We start from the raw sequence: 17,415 nt of genomic DNA on the forward strand, positions 1-17,415 counted from the left end.
GCCAGCCATAATTAGGTCAAGCCATTATTATGCATGCCAGCTATAATTGGCTAATTAATACTAGTTAGTTGCAACAATAACACCAAAAATAGCAAGTATAATTAAAACACCGACAACAGCCATTAGGGCTAATTTAAAATTAGTACTCATTGCATAGGTTCCTTACTTTTGTTACTTACTTAAGTTGATTAACTGCAATCCCGTGGGCAATGCAGAAGTCATTGTTTGTGGATAAAATTTTTCAAAATCTAATAGGATCTCAACCGTTTCATCCAAATATGCATCTCGAATTTTAAAATCTTTAGGTAAATCATCTAAGTTTTTAATTTCCGATAAATTTTCTCGTTTTAAACGCTCATTCATTCTTAGTAAGAATTTATGATCATTTTGTTCTTGTTCTTTTTCACGATAATTTTTATTTAAAGAAACAATATATTGCTGATCTCTTTTCGCATTATAATCGACAATATCTTGTTCTAAATAATTAAACTCAGGCTCTTGTGCAATTCTTATTTTATGCAAGCGAGTTAATTCCGGTAGAATCGATTTAATATTAAAAAAAGTTTTATAATTAGCAATAGCAACCTTATCCCAAGGTAATGCATTATCTAGATAACGCTCACCAGTTTCATCAACATATTGCAGCGAACTAATTTCAATGTCGGGCTCTACCCCTTTTAACTGGGTACTACCACCGTTGATACGGTAAAATTTTTGAATGGTGTATTGTACTCCACCTAATTCAGGCCAGTCTGGATGAAATTTAGCATCGATTGGATACGCAATATTGCGGGAGGTTTGTACAGTCCCTTTACCATAGGTATTCTCACCCACAATAACTGCTCGACCATAATCTTGCAATGCGGCTGAAAAAATCTCAGATGCCGAAGCACTATAACGATTAACCATTACGGCAATAGGGGCGTTATAATATGCATAATCCTCTTTATCATCATACACAACTAAATGCTGCATATTATCTTTAACTTGAACCACCGGACCCTTATTAATAAATAACCCCGTTAGTGCAATAACTTCAGCGAGCGAACCCCCACCATTATTACGTAAATCAATAATAATACCTTTTAACTGCTTTTGGTTTGCTTCAATCAGCAATTGTGAGACTTTTTCTGTCAAACCAATATAAAAGCTAGGAATTTCAATTATACCTATATTGCCTCGCGAAGTATCTTTAAAGGACAATTTCGCTTCGCGATCTTCAAAATGAATTTTATCTCGTTTTATTTCGATCGTTTTAGGCTTGCTATTATTGCCTGCTGGTAAAATTTCTAAAGTAACTATCGTACCTTTGGGTCCTCTGATTTTCTCGACAATGTCATCGAGCCGCCAACCAATCACATCTTCAAATACTTTACCTTTTTGACCTACACCTATAATGCGATCACCTATAGCTAATTGTTTACTTCTATCTGCTGGGCCTCCCGTAACAAACGAAACTACTTGAGTATAATCACCTTCTTGATTTAAGGTTGCCCCTATTCCTTCAAAAGATAGACTCATTTCTGAATCAAAGTCACGTTTTATGCGCGGAGCTAAATAGCTAGTATGAGGATCGATCTCTTTTGCAAAAGCATTCATAAAAACTTGAAACGCATCCTCGGGCTTAGTCTGAACGAGCGTTCTTAACATTTGATTATAGCGTTTAGACAATGTTTCTCGAATCTGTTCTTCGTTTTTTCCTGTCAATGCTAGACTCAATTCATCATATTTAACTCGCTTACGCCAAAAATCGTTGAGCTCATCTTCAGTCGCAGACCAAGCAATATCTTCTCGATTAAAATCAATAGATTCATTAGTACTAAAATCCATTGGTTCAGATAATAATTGCAAGGCATATTGATAACGTTCAAATCGCTTTTTAGCTGCTAAGTTGTATATATCAAAAGCCGTTTTTACATCACCATTTTTCAGCTCTTTACCTAAGTTAGTCTGCTTTTCACGGAACTGGTCAAGATCATTTTTAACAAAATACGATTTATTGTTATCGAGCAGCTTAAAATAGCGATCAAAAATCTTAGAAGAAAAAACACCATCTAAATCAAAATCACGAAAATGAGATTGAGTAAAATAATTTGTTACCCGACGTGCAACGACCTTATGAATTGGCTCAGCCTGAAGAATAGGCAACTGTTCAAGCGTATAGTTTTTTGCCTGAGTAGGGTTAACAAATAATAACCCCACGATAAAAATAGCACCTAAGAAATAACACTTATCAGACAAACAACCTATTATTTTCTTCATTTACAATCTCATTTTATCTGAAAACTATAATAAAATACGATCTGGTGTGATCGTTAGCTCCATGCCTGATGGAATTTTAACTCTTATATGCCCTTTTTCAATACTAGACACAACTACTGATATTGGTTTAGTGCCGATTAATACTTTAATGGCTAAACCTATTTTCAGCTGCCCCATATCAATATTTTGTAAAACAGGCTTGATTTGGCTGTTATCTTTATTTTTAGCTACAGATGAATTGTTATTACGTCGATTATTAGTCGTTTTATTTTTTATTTTGTCAGAACGAGAGGGTTTATCTCTATTTTCTGCTACCCTTTTGGCTTTCGCTTTTTCCTTGCTTGCTTTTAACTCTGCTTGAGCATGCTCAGCTTGTTGACTAGTAACGGTATCACAAACGTTTCCGTCCAAGTCAACACGATTAACGCCGTTTTTGAGGCAGTATAAATAACGCCAACTTACGGTATATGAACGTAGTGCTACTCGCAATTTAGTTTTACTGAACCGTTCATCATGGGCGAATTTTTCAACAAGATCTTGAAAAATACCAATTTTTAATGGTCTCGCTTCCCCCTCAATGGTAAAACACTTAGGGAAGTGATTAGATAGGTAAGCAATGATTTCTTTACTATTTTTTAATTCTGGTTGCGTATCCATTGATAATTCCATTACAGCTATATTTTATGTTATTAAAAACCATAGGGATAAAGTATATCCTAGCTTAGCCCTTTAGCAAATAGATATTAGTAAAGAAATAATTTATTCATTATTTCCGTCTTTACGTTTTTGTGCTTCAATAAAATGGATCAATCCCGTTATACCATCTCGAATTAACCAAGCCATCACATCTTCTTGTTCATTAGTTTTTAAGCGCAAAAAAGCAGATACCCATATTTGTAGAGGTTCAACAGGAGAAATGCTATAAATAGCGGGTTGTTTTTGGCTGTTGATTAGATAAGATTTAACAAAATCAGGTAAACTGTCAATATGATATTCGATTGCTTTACCTTGTACGCCGCTTCGTTTTCGGCTTTTCCATCCTTCAACTCTTGCTTTGCGATTAATGCCTTGCATTGTCGATGGTAAGCCTTCTATTGAAGACAGATCTTTTGATGAATACCATAATTTTGCCATTTTATACCCATTTAAAGAAAATATAATGAACTTTAAGAAAATATGTTACAATAAATTAGATAACATATTTATTTTACTTAACTTAATATAAACACTTACTAAGTTAGCTAATTAAAGAGAGAGCATATCATAAGATAGAAAATAAGGAAAAGAATAATGGCAAATTCATATAATGACTGGCATCCTGCTGATATAATTGCAGCACTAAAAAAGCGAGGGCTAACACTTTCAGGATTATCTCGTCAATCAGGCCTAAGCTCTTCAACATTAAGCAATGCCTTAGTTAGGCCTTGGACAAAAGGAGAAATGCTCATTGCACAAGCACTCAATATGAAAGCGGAAGATATTTGGCCGAGTCGATATAGAAATTACATCAATAATAAACCGATCACAAGACATCTACGTAATAAGTTAGCGGATTAGCGTCAATTATAGATAATCAGTTGAGAGGTTCATCCTATCAACTGATTAAGAACGCACTAAAAACTAAAAAATACATGAAATTATAGTTAATTTAAGCGTAAAATAGTTCTATCTGTTTATTATATCTAAAGAGGAATTTTATGAAACCTTTCACTCCAGACATGAACTCCCTTTTACCTAAGCTTAGAAATAATTGTAGTTGGTTTTTTGCGGTTGGCATAACTCTACTTATACTTGGCTTTTTAGCACTATCATATCAATTTTTAGCCACCGTATTTTCCATATATTTTATTGGTACATTATTATTTATTGCTGGAATTGTGCAAGCATTACACTCTTTTAAACTCAAGGGGGTTGGGCAAACAGCATTATGGGCAGTCATGGGTGTACTATACATCATCGCTGGGATTCTTTCATTCACCCAGCCGGTCGCCGTATCAGCAGCATTTACATTAATTATTTCATTTTTACTAATTGTTAGCGGTATCACACAAATTATTAATGCTCTTCATAACAGAGGGTTCCCTAAATGGGGTTGGTGGTTATTTTCAGGGGTGATTACCCTAATATTAGGGTTTATGATAATAATGGGATGGCCAACAAATAGTTTATGGGTACTTGGCATGTTTGTTGGTATCGATTTAATGTTTCAAGGTTGGGCTTATATCGCTGTTGGATTAGCAATTAAATCAGCAAAGCAATAAAATACCGCGCTCAATCAATAAAATATTACATATCATAGTATCTATTCTGCTTATTTAAATGCTCTATTGGTTTTTGCTTTTACCTCACGCATGGTTTGCAAAATGCGATGATAATTATCTAAACGCCATGTAGCTATATTTCCAGATTCTGCGGCTTTTACTAGGCCGCAATTAATATCTGTTAAGTGATTGCAATCACGAAATTGACAATCAGATAAATAATCATAAAACTCAGGGAAACCTTGTATAACTTGCTCAGGCTCTAAATGCCATAAGCCAAACTCTCGAATTCCTGGCGAGTCAATAATATTGCCTCCCGTAGGTAAATGATATAACCGTGTCGATGTCGTGGTATGTTGCCCTAATCCCGAGGTTTCAGATATTTCTCCCACATTAACTTGTATTGATATTTCGGGTAATAATTGGTGAATAATGCTGGATTTGCCAACACCAGATTGCCCGACTAAAATAGATGTCCTACCTTGTAATTGTTGCTTAAACTCATCTAAACCTTGCATGTTTCTACACGATAATAATAAAACGCGGTAACCACGCTGGCGATAGTAGTCAAAAATATCAACCATTTCTTGATATTGAGATTCATTAAGCAAATCAATTTTATTTAATACAATAATTGGTTGAATATTAGTTACTGCACAAGCAACTAAGTAGCGATCAATGATATTTAATGATAGCTCTGGTAATACGGAAGAAATAATCATAATTTGATCAATATTTGCGGCGACAGGTTTAATACCATCATAAAAGTCAGGCCGAACTAGCTCGGAATAACGGGGATGTATCGCTTCGATTACACTGTTTATCTGTGAGTCATTATTTTGCCGCCAAATAACACGGTCTCCAGTAACGATTGAAGCTAGTGTTCGTCTTATGTTACAGCGAAATACTTCACCCTGTAAACTTTCAACGTCCGCAACTTTACCAAAACGACTAATAACAATGCCGTCTTGCGGTGCTAAAAACTCCCCTTCATTATATTGCTCATCTGCTCGATTTAGCCGCTTATTATGTTGAGCCGCAACCCGTCGTTGTTGAACTTTTGATAATTGATTTTTAGCCACAAAACCTCTTTTGTTACTTAAATAGTATTATACTGGGCTATTGTACAGCAAATTTAGCCACTCTTTTTTTAATTATATTAATTCAATAGTTACGCTCATAAACTCTGGACCAACCACAATCACTAGTCTTTTAAACGTACAAAGGTAATAATGCTACGTGTTTGCCCCTTATCTGCCCAGTTTGGCATAATCCGCCAAGGCGTTAATACTTGCAATCTATCACCTTCTATTTTAAATTGCCGGGCTTGCTCTGTACCAACCCATGTGGGATTCCATGCTACTTGCACGGAGGTGATCCATTTATCACCTTCAATTCGATACTCACCCGCATAAGCGACCATTGAATCAAGTAATTGTGCTTTTTCTTCTGCTGTATTTGCAGCAATGCGCCCATTACCCGTGAGCATAAACCAAGTTCTGCCTTCTGGTGTAAAAATCGTATATCCAGTAGGATGTTGACCCATCGGGGAAATGGTTTCACCTGTTTCTTTTACTTCAATAATATAAGAGGCAAGTTGCCAAACACCTTGAATTTGCATACGATCATCCTTTGCAAACGCGGGACGAAGAAATACAAAAGTAATAATAAGCGCCAAAAGATAGTTTTTTTTTATCATGTTAAAACCTCAAAATAGCTATTAGCTAATTGATTATTATTGATTTCAAACAATTTATTTTTAATCGTTTAAAATTGAATTGAGTAATAATATATAAATAATAACTAACTAGCAAAAATAACATGATTATTATCCATTATTAGTTAAATAAGACAGAAAAAAATTGTAATGATCGTAAAAAAATCTACAATAATTTGTAAAACTAGTTATTAAACTAAGACTTCTAGCCAAAAATAGAGTAAATTAGTCGATACTTAAGTTATAACTAACTCAATATTGATTTAGATGATGCGTAATAGTGAACCTCAATCTGTAAATAGCCTACTTAATGTTAATACTTTTTTGACTATTCAAGAAAAGAGTAGGACTTTATACGCACTTAACAACCTAATTTCGAAATTATTACCTGAAAGCTTAAGCCAAGAGTGTCGCGTCGCTAATTATCGACAAGGGATCCTTATTGTAACTGTATCATCAGCAGGCTGGCTAACTCGTTTGCGTTACGAACAAGAAAAGCTGCGTTCTTTTTTACGCCAAAATGGACTCAGTGGATTAACCTCGATTCAATTCAAAGTGGACCCTAATCTTAACCGTAATAAATGTATATTGCATAGTAAAGATAGCGATTTAAACAAAAGGCAGATTACGCAGCAAAGTGCTGAGCTATTAATGAGTCTTGCTCAAAATTGTTCTCAAAAATTAAAAAGTAATTTGATTAAGCTTGCCAAGCATGCAACAAAAATAGACAATATATCAACTAATTAGTCGAAGTAATCTCTACGATATTAAGGAGAACAGATGGATTCGGAAATGACAACATACCTTATCATGGGTTTAGTTTTAGGGGCTATCATCGGTATTATCATTACGAATGTATTTAGCTCAAAAGCGAGAAAATATGAGCAAATGAAACGAGAGCTCGAAGTAACAAAGCAAGAATTAGCCACACAAAAGCAGATGATAATTAAACATTTTTCCCATAGCGCTGAAATTTTAGATAACATGGCTAAAGAATTTCGCCGTCTCTACCAGCACATGGCTGATAATTCAAACAACTTGGTGTCTCAAGAAGATTTAAACACATTAAATTTAACGCCAACTATGAATATAAATACAGATAAAACTGTTTTAGAAAGTAAAATTCAAGGCTCTACCCCACCGAAAGATTATTCAAATAATCCATCTGGATTATTAAAAGGTGAAGAAACAAAGATATAACGTATTTAATTAAAATATAATGGTTATGTGAGCTCAAAAAGCAATAGGCTATAGCAAACAAAATCGTTAGATTAATATTATTTTTAAAGTAAAAGAAATGAGAATCATTAAAATGAAACAAAAATTTAATTATCCGAAAAAATGCTTAACTATTTTAGCATTAACAATTGGTTTGAGCTTAGGTTCATTTGCTCAAGCTAGCATTAAATTACCATCATTTATTTCAACACCTTCAGGCAACACGCAAGAATTACCTAGTTTGGCACCAATGCTTGAGCAAGTGTTGCCTTCAGTGGTTAGTATAAAAGTTGAAGGAACAGCACAAGTTCAAAATAATATACCTGAAGAGTTTAAACGTTTTTTTGGTTATCCTGAAAACCAATCTAGAGCTTTTGTAGGACAAGGTTCAGGGGTAATTATTGATGCAGATAAAGGTTATGTCGTAACCAATAATCATGTCATTGATAACGCTGAAAAAATAACTATTCTAGTCAATGATGGCCGGGAATTTACTGCCAAACTTATTGGTAAAGATCCTCTTACTGATATTGCATTATTACAGATAGAAAATGGCAAAAATTTGACGGCAATTAAACTTGCTGACTCAGATAAATTACGTGTTGGTGATTTTGCTGTTGCTATCGGTAACCCGTTTGGAATTGGTCAGACCGTAACATCAGGAATTATCTCAGCGTTAGCAAGAAGTGGATTGAATATGAATGGATTTGAAAACTTTATCCAGACTGACGCTTCGATTAACCGAGGAAATTCTGGCGGTGCATTAATCAATTTAAACGGTGAATTAATCGGTATTAATACGGCCATTATTGCTCCCGGTGGTGGTAATGTCGGTATTGCCTTCGCTATTCCTAGTAATATGGTAAAAAATCTAACCGAACAATTCTCTGAATTTGGTCAAGTGAAACGAGGCGTTTTAGGCATCAAAGGTAATGAATTAACATCCGATATTGCAAAAGCATTTGATTTGAATGTTCAAAAAGGTGCATTTATTAGCGAAGTGCTCGAAGATTCGGCCGCTAAAGAGGCGGGAATCAAAGCTGGTGATGTAATTATATCAATGGACGGTAAACCTATTGAAAGTTTTGCTGAACTAAGGGCTAAAGTAGCAACAGCTGGCGTAGGGCGAGAAATAAGTCTTGGTCTAATTCGTGATGGCAAGCAAGTTATGCTCAAAGTAAAACTTAAAACCAGTGATGAGTCAACGACTGAAGCTAAAACAATTCATCCAAGCCTAGATGGTGCAAGCTTAGCTAATAGCGATCAAGACGGCAAGGATGGTGTCTTAATCGATAAGATCATAGCTGGCTCTGCTGCATCTAAGCTAGGCTTAAAAGAAGGTGACTTAATTACAGGAATCAATAAAGCACCGATCAAAAACATTGCCGATTTGCGTAAAATTATTGAAAATAAACCTGCTGTAATTGCGCTCAATATTGTACGGGATAAGAGTAATATCTATCTTATCTTACGCTAATACTAGCAAAGTAAAATAAGGCGCAACTTGGCGCCTTATTTTATTTCAAATCTCGATAATGAAAATTTAATTATTATCAAGATAAATAACTAACTAAAAGAAAAACACATCTGATTTCTTAGCTTTGATTATTTCTATGATATTATCTAAAAATGTTATAGATAAATTAATATTGTTGGATTACTTTTATGCTAAAAAAAATACTTTGGCCGATGTTAATCGGCACGGTTTTAGCAATCGTATTATTAATCATTTTTCCTTCCCTAAAAAATGATAGCCATCTTTCTTTACCTCAAACTATCTTTAATAGTGAACCTTTAAGCTATCATCAAGCAGTCAAAGCCGCCGCCCCAGCTGTTGCTAATATTTATAGTCGCACAATGAGTGTTGCTTCCACAAAAAAGAAAGGTGAGATAACACCATTAGGATCGGGTGTTATTATCAGTAAAGATGGCTATATTATTACTAATTTTCATGTAATTGAAGGTGCCCAACAAATTATTGTTGCGTTACAAGATGGTCGAATCTTTGAAGCGTTAATCGTCGGCTCTGATAAACTTGTTGACATAGCCGTACTTAAAATCGAAGCATCAAATATTCCGGTTATTCCTATCAATCCGAACCGAGAGCCTCAAATTGGCGATATCGTGCTTGCTATTGGTAACCCATATAATATAGGTCAAACAATAACTCAAGGAATTATCAGCGCAACTGGTCGCGATGGGCTGAGTCCATTTAGACGGCAGAATTTTATTCAAACAGATGCATCGATTAACCATGGTAATTCTGGGGGAGCATTAGTTAATAGCAAAGGTGAGTTAATTGGTATCAATACCTTATCATTCGTTAAAAATAGCGCTAATGACATACCAGAAGGAATTGGTTTTGCGATCCCAACTGCCCTCGCGACAAAGATTATGAAAAAATTGATAAAAGATGGCAAAATTATTCGTGGGTATATTGGTATTGATGGTTTAGAGTTTTCACCGACACAAAACCCAAGCGACCATCCCGTAGTACTTGGTATTTTAGTTACCAATGTAGAAGGGCCTGCAAGCAAAGCAGGCCTAAAAGCTAACGACATATTAATTTCCGTTAATAATCAACCAGTAAAATCGATCATTGAAACAATGGATCAAATTACAGAAATAAAACCAGGCACAATAATTCCTGTTACCGTACTGCGTAATGGAGAAAAGTTGCCACTGGAAGTAAAGATAGAGCAATTGCCAATTTAAATATTAGTAATTGTTTGGAGTTGAAGCTTGACGAAATATAAAAATAGCGGTAAAATTCGCAACCTTATTCGTGTTATTTAACATTTATATGGTGTATAAATTTTGTTGTAATGCAACCATTTATATAGCGATATAAACAAAAGAGGCTAAAAATGAAAAAAGGTATCCATCCTGAATATAAAGAAATTACGGCAACATGTTCTTGCGGTAATGTAATTAAAACTCATTCAACCATCGGTCATGATATTCACTTAGATGTATGTGGAGAGTGTCATCCATTTTATACCGGTAAACAACGTGATGTTGCAACGGGTGGACGAGTTGATAAGTTTAACCAACGTTTTTCTATGCCAAGTAGTAAGAAATAGTTTCTTACCTTCAAAATAAAAGCGCTAATTAAAACCAGCGCTTTTTTTATATCAATATTATTAATATTCTAATGAATCGGGGTCAATACCTAATTCAAGCATTAATACTTTTGCTTGCTGTGGAATCCCATCCGACAGCTCTTTGCTTAAATCTTTATCACTCGGTAGTGGTTGCCCTGTAAATGCATGCAAAAAAGCCTCACATAAAAGCTCACTATTTGTCGCATGCCTTAAATTATTAACTTGTCGACGCGTTCGTTCATCTGTCAGTATCTTTAATACTTTTAATGGAATCGAAACTGTAATTTTTTTAACCTGTTCATTTTTCTTTCCATGTTCGGCATAAGGACTAATATAGTCACCGTTCCACTCCATCATCTGATAGCCTCACTCTTTCACACATTAGTATCATAAATAGCAAGGATAATTTTATCTTTTTTTTTAATTAGTAGCAATCTATACATTAAGATATTTAGACATCTGGACGTATTGACGTCTTTTTACTTTATGCTATTCTAATAGCCTTCGCTTAAAAAAGGTGAAATATTATGATTAAAAAAACCAATAGTTCCTCGCCAACAAAAACACTATCACAGCGAACAATTACCGTCCGAGGTGGGCTCAATAGTGATGATCAACATGGTGCTGTCATTCCTAAAATATCATTATCAACTTGCTATCGTTTTACTGAGTTTGCGAAACCAAGGGCATTTGATTATGGTCGAAAATCAACACCAAACCGTTATTCAGTTGAAAAAACGATTGCGGAATTAGAAAATGGCGTTGATGCTATTTTAACGAATAGTGGTATGTCAGCAATTCATTTGCTGTCTGTCGCCTTATTATCACCTAATGATTTAGTCATCGCTCCTCATGATTGTTATGGCGGAAGTTATCGATTGTTCGATAGTCTGAGTCAAAAAGGTTATTTTAAAGCAAAATTCATTAATCAATCCGATGATGCTGCACTTGAACAAATACTTAACTTGAAGCCAAAACTGGTTTTGATTGAAACACCGAGTAATCCTCTTTTACGTGTTGTCGATATACAAAAAATCGCTAAACTGGCTCACCAGTCTGGAGCGCTCGTTTTAGTAGATAATACATTCATGACTCCTATTTTACAAAGCCCTTTCCTGTTAGGTGCAGATATTATTATTCATTCATGTACTAAATTTCTTAATGGTCATTCGGATTTACTTGCTGGAGTATTAGTTTTTCGCGAGCAAAGTATTGCTGAACAGGTTTTATGGTGGTCAAATAATATCGGTACGGCGAATTCGTCATTCGATGCTTATTTGTTACAAAGAGGATTACGTACATTGTCGGTTCGAGTGCTTGCTCAGCAAGAAAGTGCACTTAAAATTGTCAATTTTCTGGTTAGGCACCCTAAAATTGCAGCAGTACATCATCCATCGTTAGTCTCTACGCCTGGCCATGAAATTGCTAAGAAACAACAGAAAGGATTCGGCTCATTATTAAGCTTTGAACTAAAAGCAAGTATCGATAAAACAGCAATTTTTATAGAAAAACTAAAAATTTTCACTCTTGCTCAATCGCTTGGTGGCACAGAAAGTCTTATTTCACACCCAACTACGATGACTCATTCAGGTATCAGCGCACAAGCACGCAAAGCCGCTGGGATTTCCGATCAGTTATTAAGAATTTCGGTTGGGCTGGAAGATAGCGATGATTTAATTGCCGATCTAGAGCAAGCACTAATGGCTATTTAAATAGTTGCTAATGTTCGCTACTTAGCCATAATAATACTTAAATTAGTAGAGTGACCAAATTTAACGATGATGAAATAACTAAACACCTTTTAATATTTTTTTGTGGCGTAAAAATTACAATGGATAATTTTTATATTTGTTATTTTTTCTTTTTCTTGCTAACTTTGTGACTAATAGTATTAGTCAAACTTCTATGCCAATAATAAAGATCTTTTGCTGGTACATAAATCAAACCTGCGATAGGTTCTACCCATGGCTGGGAGGCTTCATTTTCAATACTATACGGCTCGCTCTGCGCAAATAATTGCTGTTTAGTATCGGCATCGTTATCATCACTATCGTTCAACATTTGGCAATTATCAAGTAAGTTCTGAGCTAATAAATCAGGCCAATTAATAACTGCATTTTTGGGTGTGACATAAGCGGAAATATGGCGGAGCATATCCCTAAATAATAACAGATAAACCATTTGTACGTTGCGCCCCGATAAATTTTTTAACTGCTGGTCATCTAACGAATTATTAATAATAGCAGGTCCCCATTTAAATAAAAAAGTCTCTTTATAAAATTTTATTAATGGGGTAATGTCTCGATAATATTTATTAACTAGGCGATCTATTTCTGTTGAAATTTGCATAGTTGGATAACCGACATTATTGCGCCCATATAGCTCTCTACCGGTAAGAGGAGCTGATTCCTTTTTTTTAGGGAGAATTCTACTTAAGAGATTAGCAAACATAACAAGTCCTTTTATTAAAAATAGCGCTATTTATTCTGATCACCTTTTTGTCTAACAGATTCAAAAAGGCAGATACCCGTTGCTACTGACACATTTAATGAAGAAACAAATCCTGACATAGGGATACTAATCAACTCATCGCAATGTTCCTTAGTCAAGCGCCTCATCCCTTCACCTTCTGCGCCCATAATAATGGCAAGCTTTCCTGTTAAATTACTCTGGTATAATGAATGATCGGCTTCACCAGCAGTACCTACGATCCAAATTTGATAATCTTCTTTTAACATGCGTAATGTCCTTGCTAAATTAGTCACTCGGATAACAGGTACACTTTCAGCAGCACCGCATGCTACTTTTTTAGCAATCGCATTTAATGGGGCCGATTTATCCTTAGGGATAATAATGAGATCTACACCTGCCGCATCAGCGGTGCGGATGCATGCCCCTAGATTATGTGGGTCGGTTACACCATCAAGAATTAAAATTAATGGTTCAGCTTTTTGCATCAAAAGATCGGGTAAATCATTTTCATGGTAATTACGACCTTCTTTTATTCTAGCCATGATCCCTTGATGTACACCTTGTGAACTTTGTTCATCGAGCCATTTTCTATCGACTAGCTTAACTGGTAGCCTTAATGACTCAATTTCTTGTACGAGCGTAGTTAACCGTTTATCATCACGATTTTTCAGTAAATAAACATCTAAAATTCGCTCTGGGGAACGTGCTAGCATACCTTGTATCGCATGGATACCATATATCATTTCACTCATTTAACTGACTTCTTCTTTGTTGATGATTTTTTCGCCACTCTCTGACTGACCACTTTTTTTTCTGACTTATTTTTACGGCTTTTATTTTTCAATTTATCTTTATTTGCTATTTCCTTCATTTGTTTATTATTAGTTCTATCTTTAGCGGTTTTACCTGGACGGCGAGGTTTATTATCACTACCAATTAAACTAAAATCAATTTTTCTCTCTTCTGGATTAACGGCTTCAACCTTAATTTTAACCTTATCACCTAAACGATAAGAGAAACCGCTATTCTCGCCGATTAAACGCCCTCTGCCTGCATCAAAATTATAGTAATCATTTTCAAGGGTTGATACATGAACTAAACCGTCAATAAAGAGATCATCTAGGCGAACAAAAAAACCAAAGTTAGTAACACTTGATATTACCCCATCAAACACTTCCCCAACATGATCTCGCATAAAATCACATTTTAACCAATCGACAACATCGCGCACGGCCTCATCTGCACGTCTTTCAGTCATCGAGCAATGCTCGCCAAAATAGAGCATATCATTAAGATTGTAAAGGTGACCACCTGTTTTGCTTTCTTGATGATTTTGATTTGCTAAAATCCATTTAATAGTTCGATGCAGTAATAGATCCGGATAGCGGCGAATTGGCGAGGTAAAATGAGCATAAGAATCAAGTGCTAACCCAAAATGTCCTCGATTTTCAGGATCATAAATAGCTTGCTTCATTGAGCGTAAAATCATTGTTTGTAGCATATCGCGATCAGGTCTTTCCGCAATCTGATCCATAAGCTTGGCAATATCTTTAGGTTGAGGTTTATCTCTACCTTCAAGTATTAAACCCAATTCGCTTAATACGCTACGCAAATTATTTAACCTATCTTCATCAGGTTTATCGTGCACACGATAAAGAGATGGAGTGCCTAATTTTTCAACTAACTTCGCTGCCGATACATTAGCTAGAATCATGCACTCTTCGATGATTTTATGAGCATCATTACGCTGGGCAATTTCAACGCGCTCAATACGTTTATCTGCATTAAAAATAAACTTTGGCTCTGCAGACTCAAAACTAATCGCTCCTCGTGCTGCTCGGGTTTTATCCAGCAACTTATAGAGTGCATATAGATTTTCTAGATCTTTAACCTGTGATTGGTAATGTTCACGTAATTCTTCATCACCATTGAGAATTTTTTGTACTTTAGTATAAGTTAAACGTGCATGAGAATTCATTACGGCTTCGTAAAATTGATAACCCGTTAGTCGACCTTGGGTTGAAATTGTCATTTCGCATACTAAACATAAGCGGTCAATTTGTGGGTTTAACGAGCAGAGACCATTAGATAGTACTTCTGGTAACATTGGAATAACCCTTGATGGAAAATAAACCGATGTCCCACGGATGCATGCATCTTTATCTAAAGCGGTCTTTGGGCGAACATAATAGCTAACATCGGCAATCGCAACCCATAATCGATAGCCCCCTCCCTTATTCTTTTCGCAGTAAACCGCATCGTCAAAATCTCTAGCATCTTCGCCATCAATAGTAACTAAAGGTAAATCAGTTAAATCTTTTCGACCTTTTTTGGCTTGATTTGATACGGTTTCGGATAATTTACTCACAGCTTTTTCGACTTCTGGCGGTAAAATATAAGGAATTTCATGATTACGAATAGCAATCTCTATTGCTAAATTCGTCCCCATATTTTCACCCAAAATCTCAGTAATTCGCCCAACTGCTTTTTGCCGACGTTCTGGTCTTTTTAGCAATTCTACAACCACAACGGCACCCATTCGTACCGTTTCTGTTAATTTTTCAGTAATTAAAATATCAAAATTTAATCGGCTATCGTCAGGAACAACAAAACCAATGCCTTGTTCGATAAAATAGCGACCAACAATTTGATTACTACGAGGTTCAAGTACTCTCACTATACGAGCCTCGGTTTTCCCCTTGTATTGCTCACTCATCGGTTGTGCTAATACCACATCACCTTGCAATGTTTTGCGCATTTGCTCTGGTGATAAAAAATAATCCTCAGGCCGCCCTTCTACACGTAAAAAACCAAACCCATCACGGTGAGCAATAACAGAGCCTTTAACCATCGCTAGCTTTTCAGGCAACGCATAACATTTTCGGCGAGTAAAAATAAGCTGACCATCACGTTCCATGGCTCGTAAACGACGATGCAAGGCCTCTTTTTGCTCTTCACCACTAAGCTGCATAGCTTGCGCAATATTATCCAAATTAGCAGGTTTGGCGATTTTTTCTAAATAGTTAAGAATTAATTCACGACTAGCAATCGGTGATTCATATTTTCCAGCTTCGCGCTCATAAAATGGATCTTTAATCATGTCATATTATCCTTTTGATAATTTTAGAATAAGCATAACATAATTTTTCATATGCGATGAATGTCCAATAACGGTTTTTATAAAATAATTGATTGCCATAAATAAAAAACCACTCCGAAAAGTGGTTTTTACTATGTTAATGCTATAACTATACTTGATTAGTGCGCCCATACGCCAAGTTTAAAGCCTTGTAAGCCAGCTTCTGGTTGAGTTGCGCCAAGCGCGGTTGCGGCACCCGCGCTAGTATTATTTTGAATTCCCTGATTTTCTGTGGCAGAAGCAGCAGTGAAAGTGACTGCGGCATTCGTCGCAGGTAACGTAAATTGTGCTGATGAACCTTTTTGTACAAAGTAAACATTATCAGCACCAGATGGAACAGTACCATTAGCTGCGCTATTGCCTCCTGTTACATACCAATCGTAGCTAGTAAGACCAGCGTCAGCGGTAACATCGGTATTTGCATCCCAGACTTGAACTTCATACGCATCAGTCAATGTAACATTTCCAGTACCTACACCAGCAGAGACGCTACCGTTTGCGACTTGGTAATCCTGACCAACAACTACGCTACCTGAAGAGGTAACCGCAACAATTTTAAGCCCAAAAGTATCACCTGGTTGAACCGGACCTGTTGAACCATCGCCGTGCTCTCCTCCGCCAGTACCACCATCAGGAGGATTTACTGGAGGGATAACTGGAGGAGTAACTGACCCTCCATCCCCAGATGTTCCTGAGTTAGTAATATCAGAAATGGACAACCAGTTATTTCTATCCGGTGACCCGAATACAGTAAATGGCTGAATAATAAAACCAATTTGAGTCGCATTCACAGCGCCAGCAGGGATAGCCCATTCTACAACTTGATAACCAGTTAGATCGACACCATCATCCGATGCAGTACCTTGTCTAGAACTGCCCGTTAAATAACTGGCAGTCCAGCTACCATTTTTTAAGTAACTAAAACGAACAGAATCAGCACTTCTTAATACATCCGTATCACCATCGGCATCATTAGCTTTGAATATTAATTTAATTCGATCTCCAACGGACCATTTACTACCAGTAGATAATTTAGTTGAACCATGATAAATTTGAACATCAATAGAGTTATCACTTGTTGATGGGGTTGTCGATTTGCCATTTATAACTGGTGCGGTACCTAAAACGTCTAAGCTTGTTGTCGCGTTTAATGCAAAAGCACTACCAGCAGCATAACCGGCCAACAATAAACCTAATGCAATTTTTTTTATAGTTAACGTTTTCATAAGTAATTTATTTTCC

At 36.0% G+C, this 17,415-nt stretch carries 19 protein-coding genes; 8 read left to right on the forward strand and 11 right to left on the reverse strand.

What is annotated here, in order from left to right:
* Positions 1-60: 60 nt before the first annotated feature.
* The 4 genes from RHO12_07030 to RHO12_07045 all read right to left on the reverse strand — a co-directional run bounded on the left by RHO12_07030 (position 61) and on the right by RHO12_07045 (position 3,396).
* Positions 61-150 (reverse strand): YnhF family membrane protein, encoded by a 90-nt coding sequence (locus RHO12_07030; protein WVD65142.1) that lies wholly within the window; start codon positions 148-150, stop codon positions 61-63.
* Between the two features lie 21 nt (positions 151-171).
* A complete protein-coding gene (prc, locus tag RHO12_07035; protein WVD65143.1) occupies positions 172-2,262 on the reverse strand; it encodes a carboxy terminal-processing peptidase in 2,091 nt (696 codons plus the stop codon).
* A gap of 24 nt (positions 2,263-2,286) precedes the next feature.
* On the reverse strand, positions 2,287-2,919 hold the full coding sequence (gene proQ, locus RHO12_07040) for an RNA chaperone ProQ (GenBank protein ID WVD65144.1): 633 nt from the start codon (positions 2,917-2,919) through the stop codon (positions 2,287-2,289).
* A gap of 102 nt (positions 2,920-3,021) precedes the next feature.
* Positions 3,022-3,396, reverse strand: coding sequence for a DNA-binding protein (locus RHO12_07045; GenBank protein ID WVD65145.1), 375 nt, complete (start codon positions 3,394-3,396; stop codon positions 3,022-3,024).
* Positions 3,397-3,552: 156 nt separating this feature from the next.
* Between RHO12_07045 and RHO12_07050 the strand changes: the two genes are divergently transcribed.
* Together RHO12_07050 and RHO12_07055 are read left to right on the forward strand one after the other, a co-directional pair.
* On the forward strand, positions 3,553-3,819 hold the full coding sequence (locus tag RHO12_07050) for a helix-turn-helix transcriptional regulator (GenBank protein WVD65146.1): 267 nt from the start codon (positions 3,553-3,555) through the stop codon (positions 3,817-3,819).
* A gap of 140 nt (positions 3,820-3,959) precedes the next feature.
* Positions 3,960-4,523 (forward strand): HdeD family acid-resistance protein, encoded by a 564-nt coding sequence (locus RHO12_07055; protein ID WVD65147.1) that lies wholly within the window; start codon positions 3,960-3,962, stop codon positions 4,521-4,523.
* A gap of 50 nt (positions 4,524-4,573) precedes the next feature.
* Here the strand turns inward: RHO12_07055 and rsgA are convergent, their stop codons facing one another.
* Together rsgA and RHO12_07065 are read right to left on the reverse strand one after the other, a co-directional pair.
* Positions 4,574-5,605, reverse strand: coding sequence for a small ribosomal subunit biogenesis GTPase RsgA (rsgA, locus tag RHO12_07060; protein ID WVD65148.1), 1,032 nt, complete (start codon positions 5,603-5,605; stop codon positions 4,574-4,576).
* 122 nt (positions 5,606-5,727) lie between these two features.
* Positions 5,728-6,222, reverse strand: a complete 495-nt coding sequence (locus RHO12_07065) for a lipocalin-like domain-containing protein (protein WVD65149.1) — start codon at positions 6,220-6,222, stop codon at positions 5,728-5,730.
* A gap of 285 nt (positions 6,223-6,507) precedes the next feature.
* Between RHO12_07065 and RHO12_07070 the strand changes: the two genes are divergently transcribed.
* The 5 genes from RHO12_07070 (at position 6,508) to rpmE (ending at position 10,541) form a co-directional block, all read left to right on the forward strand.
* Entirely contained in the window at positions 6,508-6,987 is a 480-nt protein-coding gene (locus RHO12_07070; GenBank protein ID WVD65150.1) for a DciA family protein, read from the forward strand.
* Positions 6,988-7,020: 33 nt separating this feature from the next.
* Positions 7,021-7,440: a DUF1043 family protein gene (locus RHO12_07075; GenBank protein ID WVD65151.1), complete on the forward strand. Its 420-nt coding sequence runs from the start codon at positions 7,021-7,023 to the stop codon at positions 7,438-7,440.
* Between the two features lie 112 nt (positions 7,441-7,552).
* Positions 7,553-8,935, forward strand: coding sequence for a Do family serine endopeptidase (locus RHO12_07080; GenBank protein ID WVD65152.1), 1,383 nt, complete (start codon positions 7,553-7,555; stop codon positions 8,933-8,935).
* Between the two features lie 188 nt (positions 8,936-9,123).
* Positions 9,124-10,173 carry an outer membrane-stress sensor serine endopeptidase DegS gene (degS, locus tag RHO12_07085; protein ID WVD65153.1) on the forward strand — a complete coding sequence of 350 codons (1,050 nt, stop codon included), beginning with the start codon at positions 9,124-9,126 and terminating at the stop codon, positions 10,171-10,173.
* Positions 10,174-10,325: 152 nt separating this feature from the next.
* Entirely contained in the window at positions 10,326-10,541 is a 216-nt protein-coding gene (rpmE, locus tag RHO12_07090; GenBank protein WVD65154.1) for a 50S ribosomal protein L31, read from the forward strand.
* A 60-nt stretch (positions 10,542-10,601) separates the two neighbouring features.
* Here rpmE and metJ read toward each other — a convergent pair whose 3' ends face one another.
* Positions 10,602-10,919, reverse strand: a complete 318-nt coding sequence (gene metJ, locus RHO12_07095; GenBank protein WVD65155.1) for a met regulon transcriptional regulator MetJ — start codon at positions 10,917-10,919, stop codon at positions 10,602-10,604.
* 170 nt (positions 10,920-11,089) lie between these two features.
* Here metJ and metB point away from each other — a divergent pair, with 170 nt between their 5' ends.
* On the forward strand, positions 11,090-12,274 hold the full coding sequence (gene metB, locus RHO12_07100; GenBank protein ID WVD65156.1) for a cystathionine gamma-synthase: 1,185 nt from the start codon (positions 11,090-11,092) through the stop codon (positions 12,272-12,274).
* Positions 12,275-12,413: 139 nt separating this feature from the next.
* Here the strand turns inward: metB and RHO12_07105 are convergent, their stop codons facing one another.
* The 4 genes from RHO12_07105 to RHO12_07120 all read right to left on the reverse strand — a co-directional run bounded on the left by RHO12_07105 (position 12,414) and on the right by RHO12_07120 (position 17,399).
* Entirely contained in the window at positions 12,414-13,013 is a 600-nt protein-coding gene (locus RHO12_07105) for a hypothetical protein (protein WVD65157.1), read from the reverse strand.
* A gap of 26 nt (positions 13,014-13,039) precedes the next feature.
* Positions 13,040-13,786 carry a 23S rRNA (guanosine(2251)-2'-O)-methyltransferase RlmB gene (gene rlmB, locus RHO12_07110; GenBank protein WVD65158.1) on the reverse strand — a complete coding sequence of 249 codons (747 nt, stop codon included), beginning with the start codon at positions 13,784-13,786 and terminating at the stop codon, positions 13,040-13,042.
* On the reverse strand, positions 13,783-16,134 hold the full coding sequence (gene rnr, locus RHO12_07115) for a ribonuclease R (protein WVD65159.1): 2,352 nt from the start codon (positions 16,132-16,134) through the stop codon (positions 13,783-13,785). The genes rlmB and rnr overlap by 4 nt, the downstream gene beginning before the upstream one ends.
* Before the next feature lie 158 nt (positions 16,135-16,292).
* Positions 16,293-17,399 (reverse strand): hypothetical protein, encoded by a 1,107-nt coding sequence (locus tag RHO12_07120; GenBank protein ID WVD65160.1) that lies wholly within the window; start codon positions 17,397-17,399, stop codon positions 16,293-16,295.
* Positions 17,400-17,415: the final 16 nt, after the last annotated feature.

Source organism: Orbaceae bacterium lpD02, from assembly GCA_036251875.1.
Taxonomy (GTDB): Bacteria; Pseudomonadota; Gammaproteobacteria; order Enterobacterales; family Orbaceae; genus Orbus; species Orbus sturtevantii.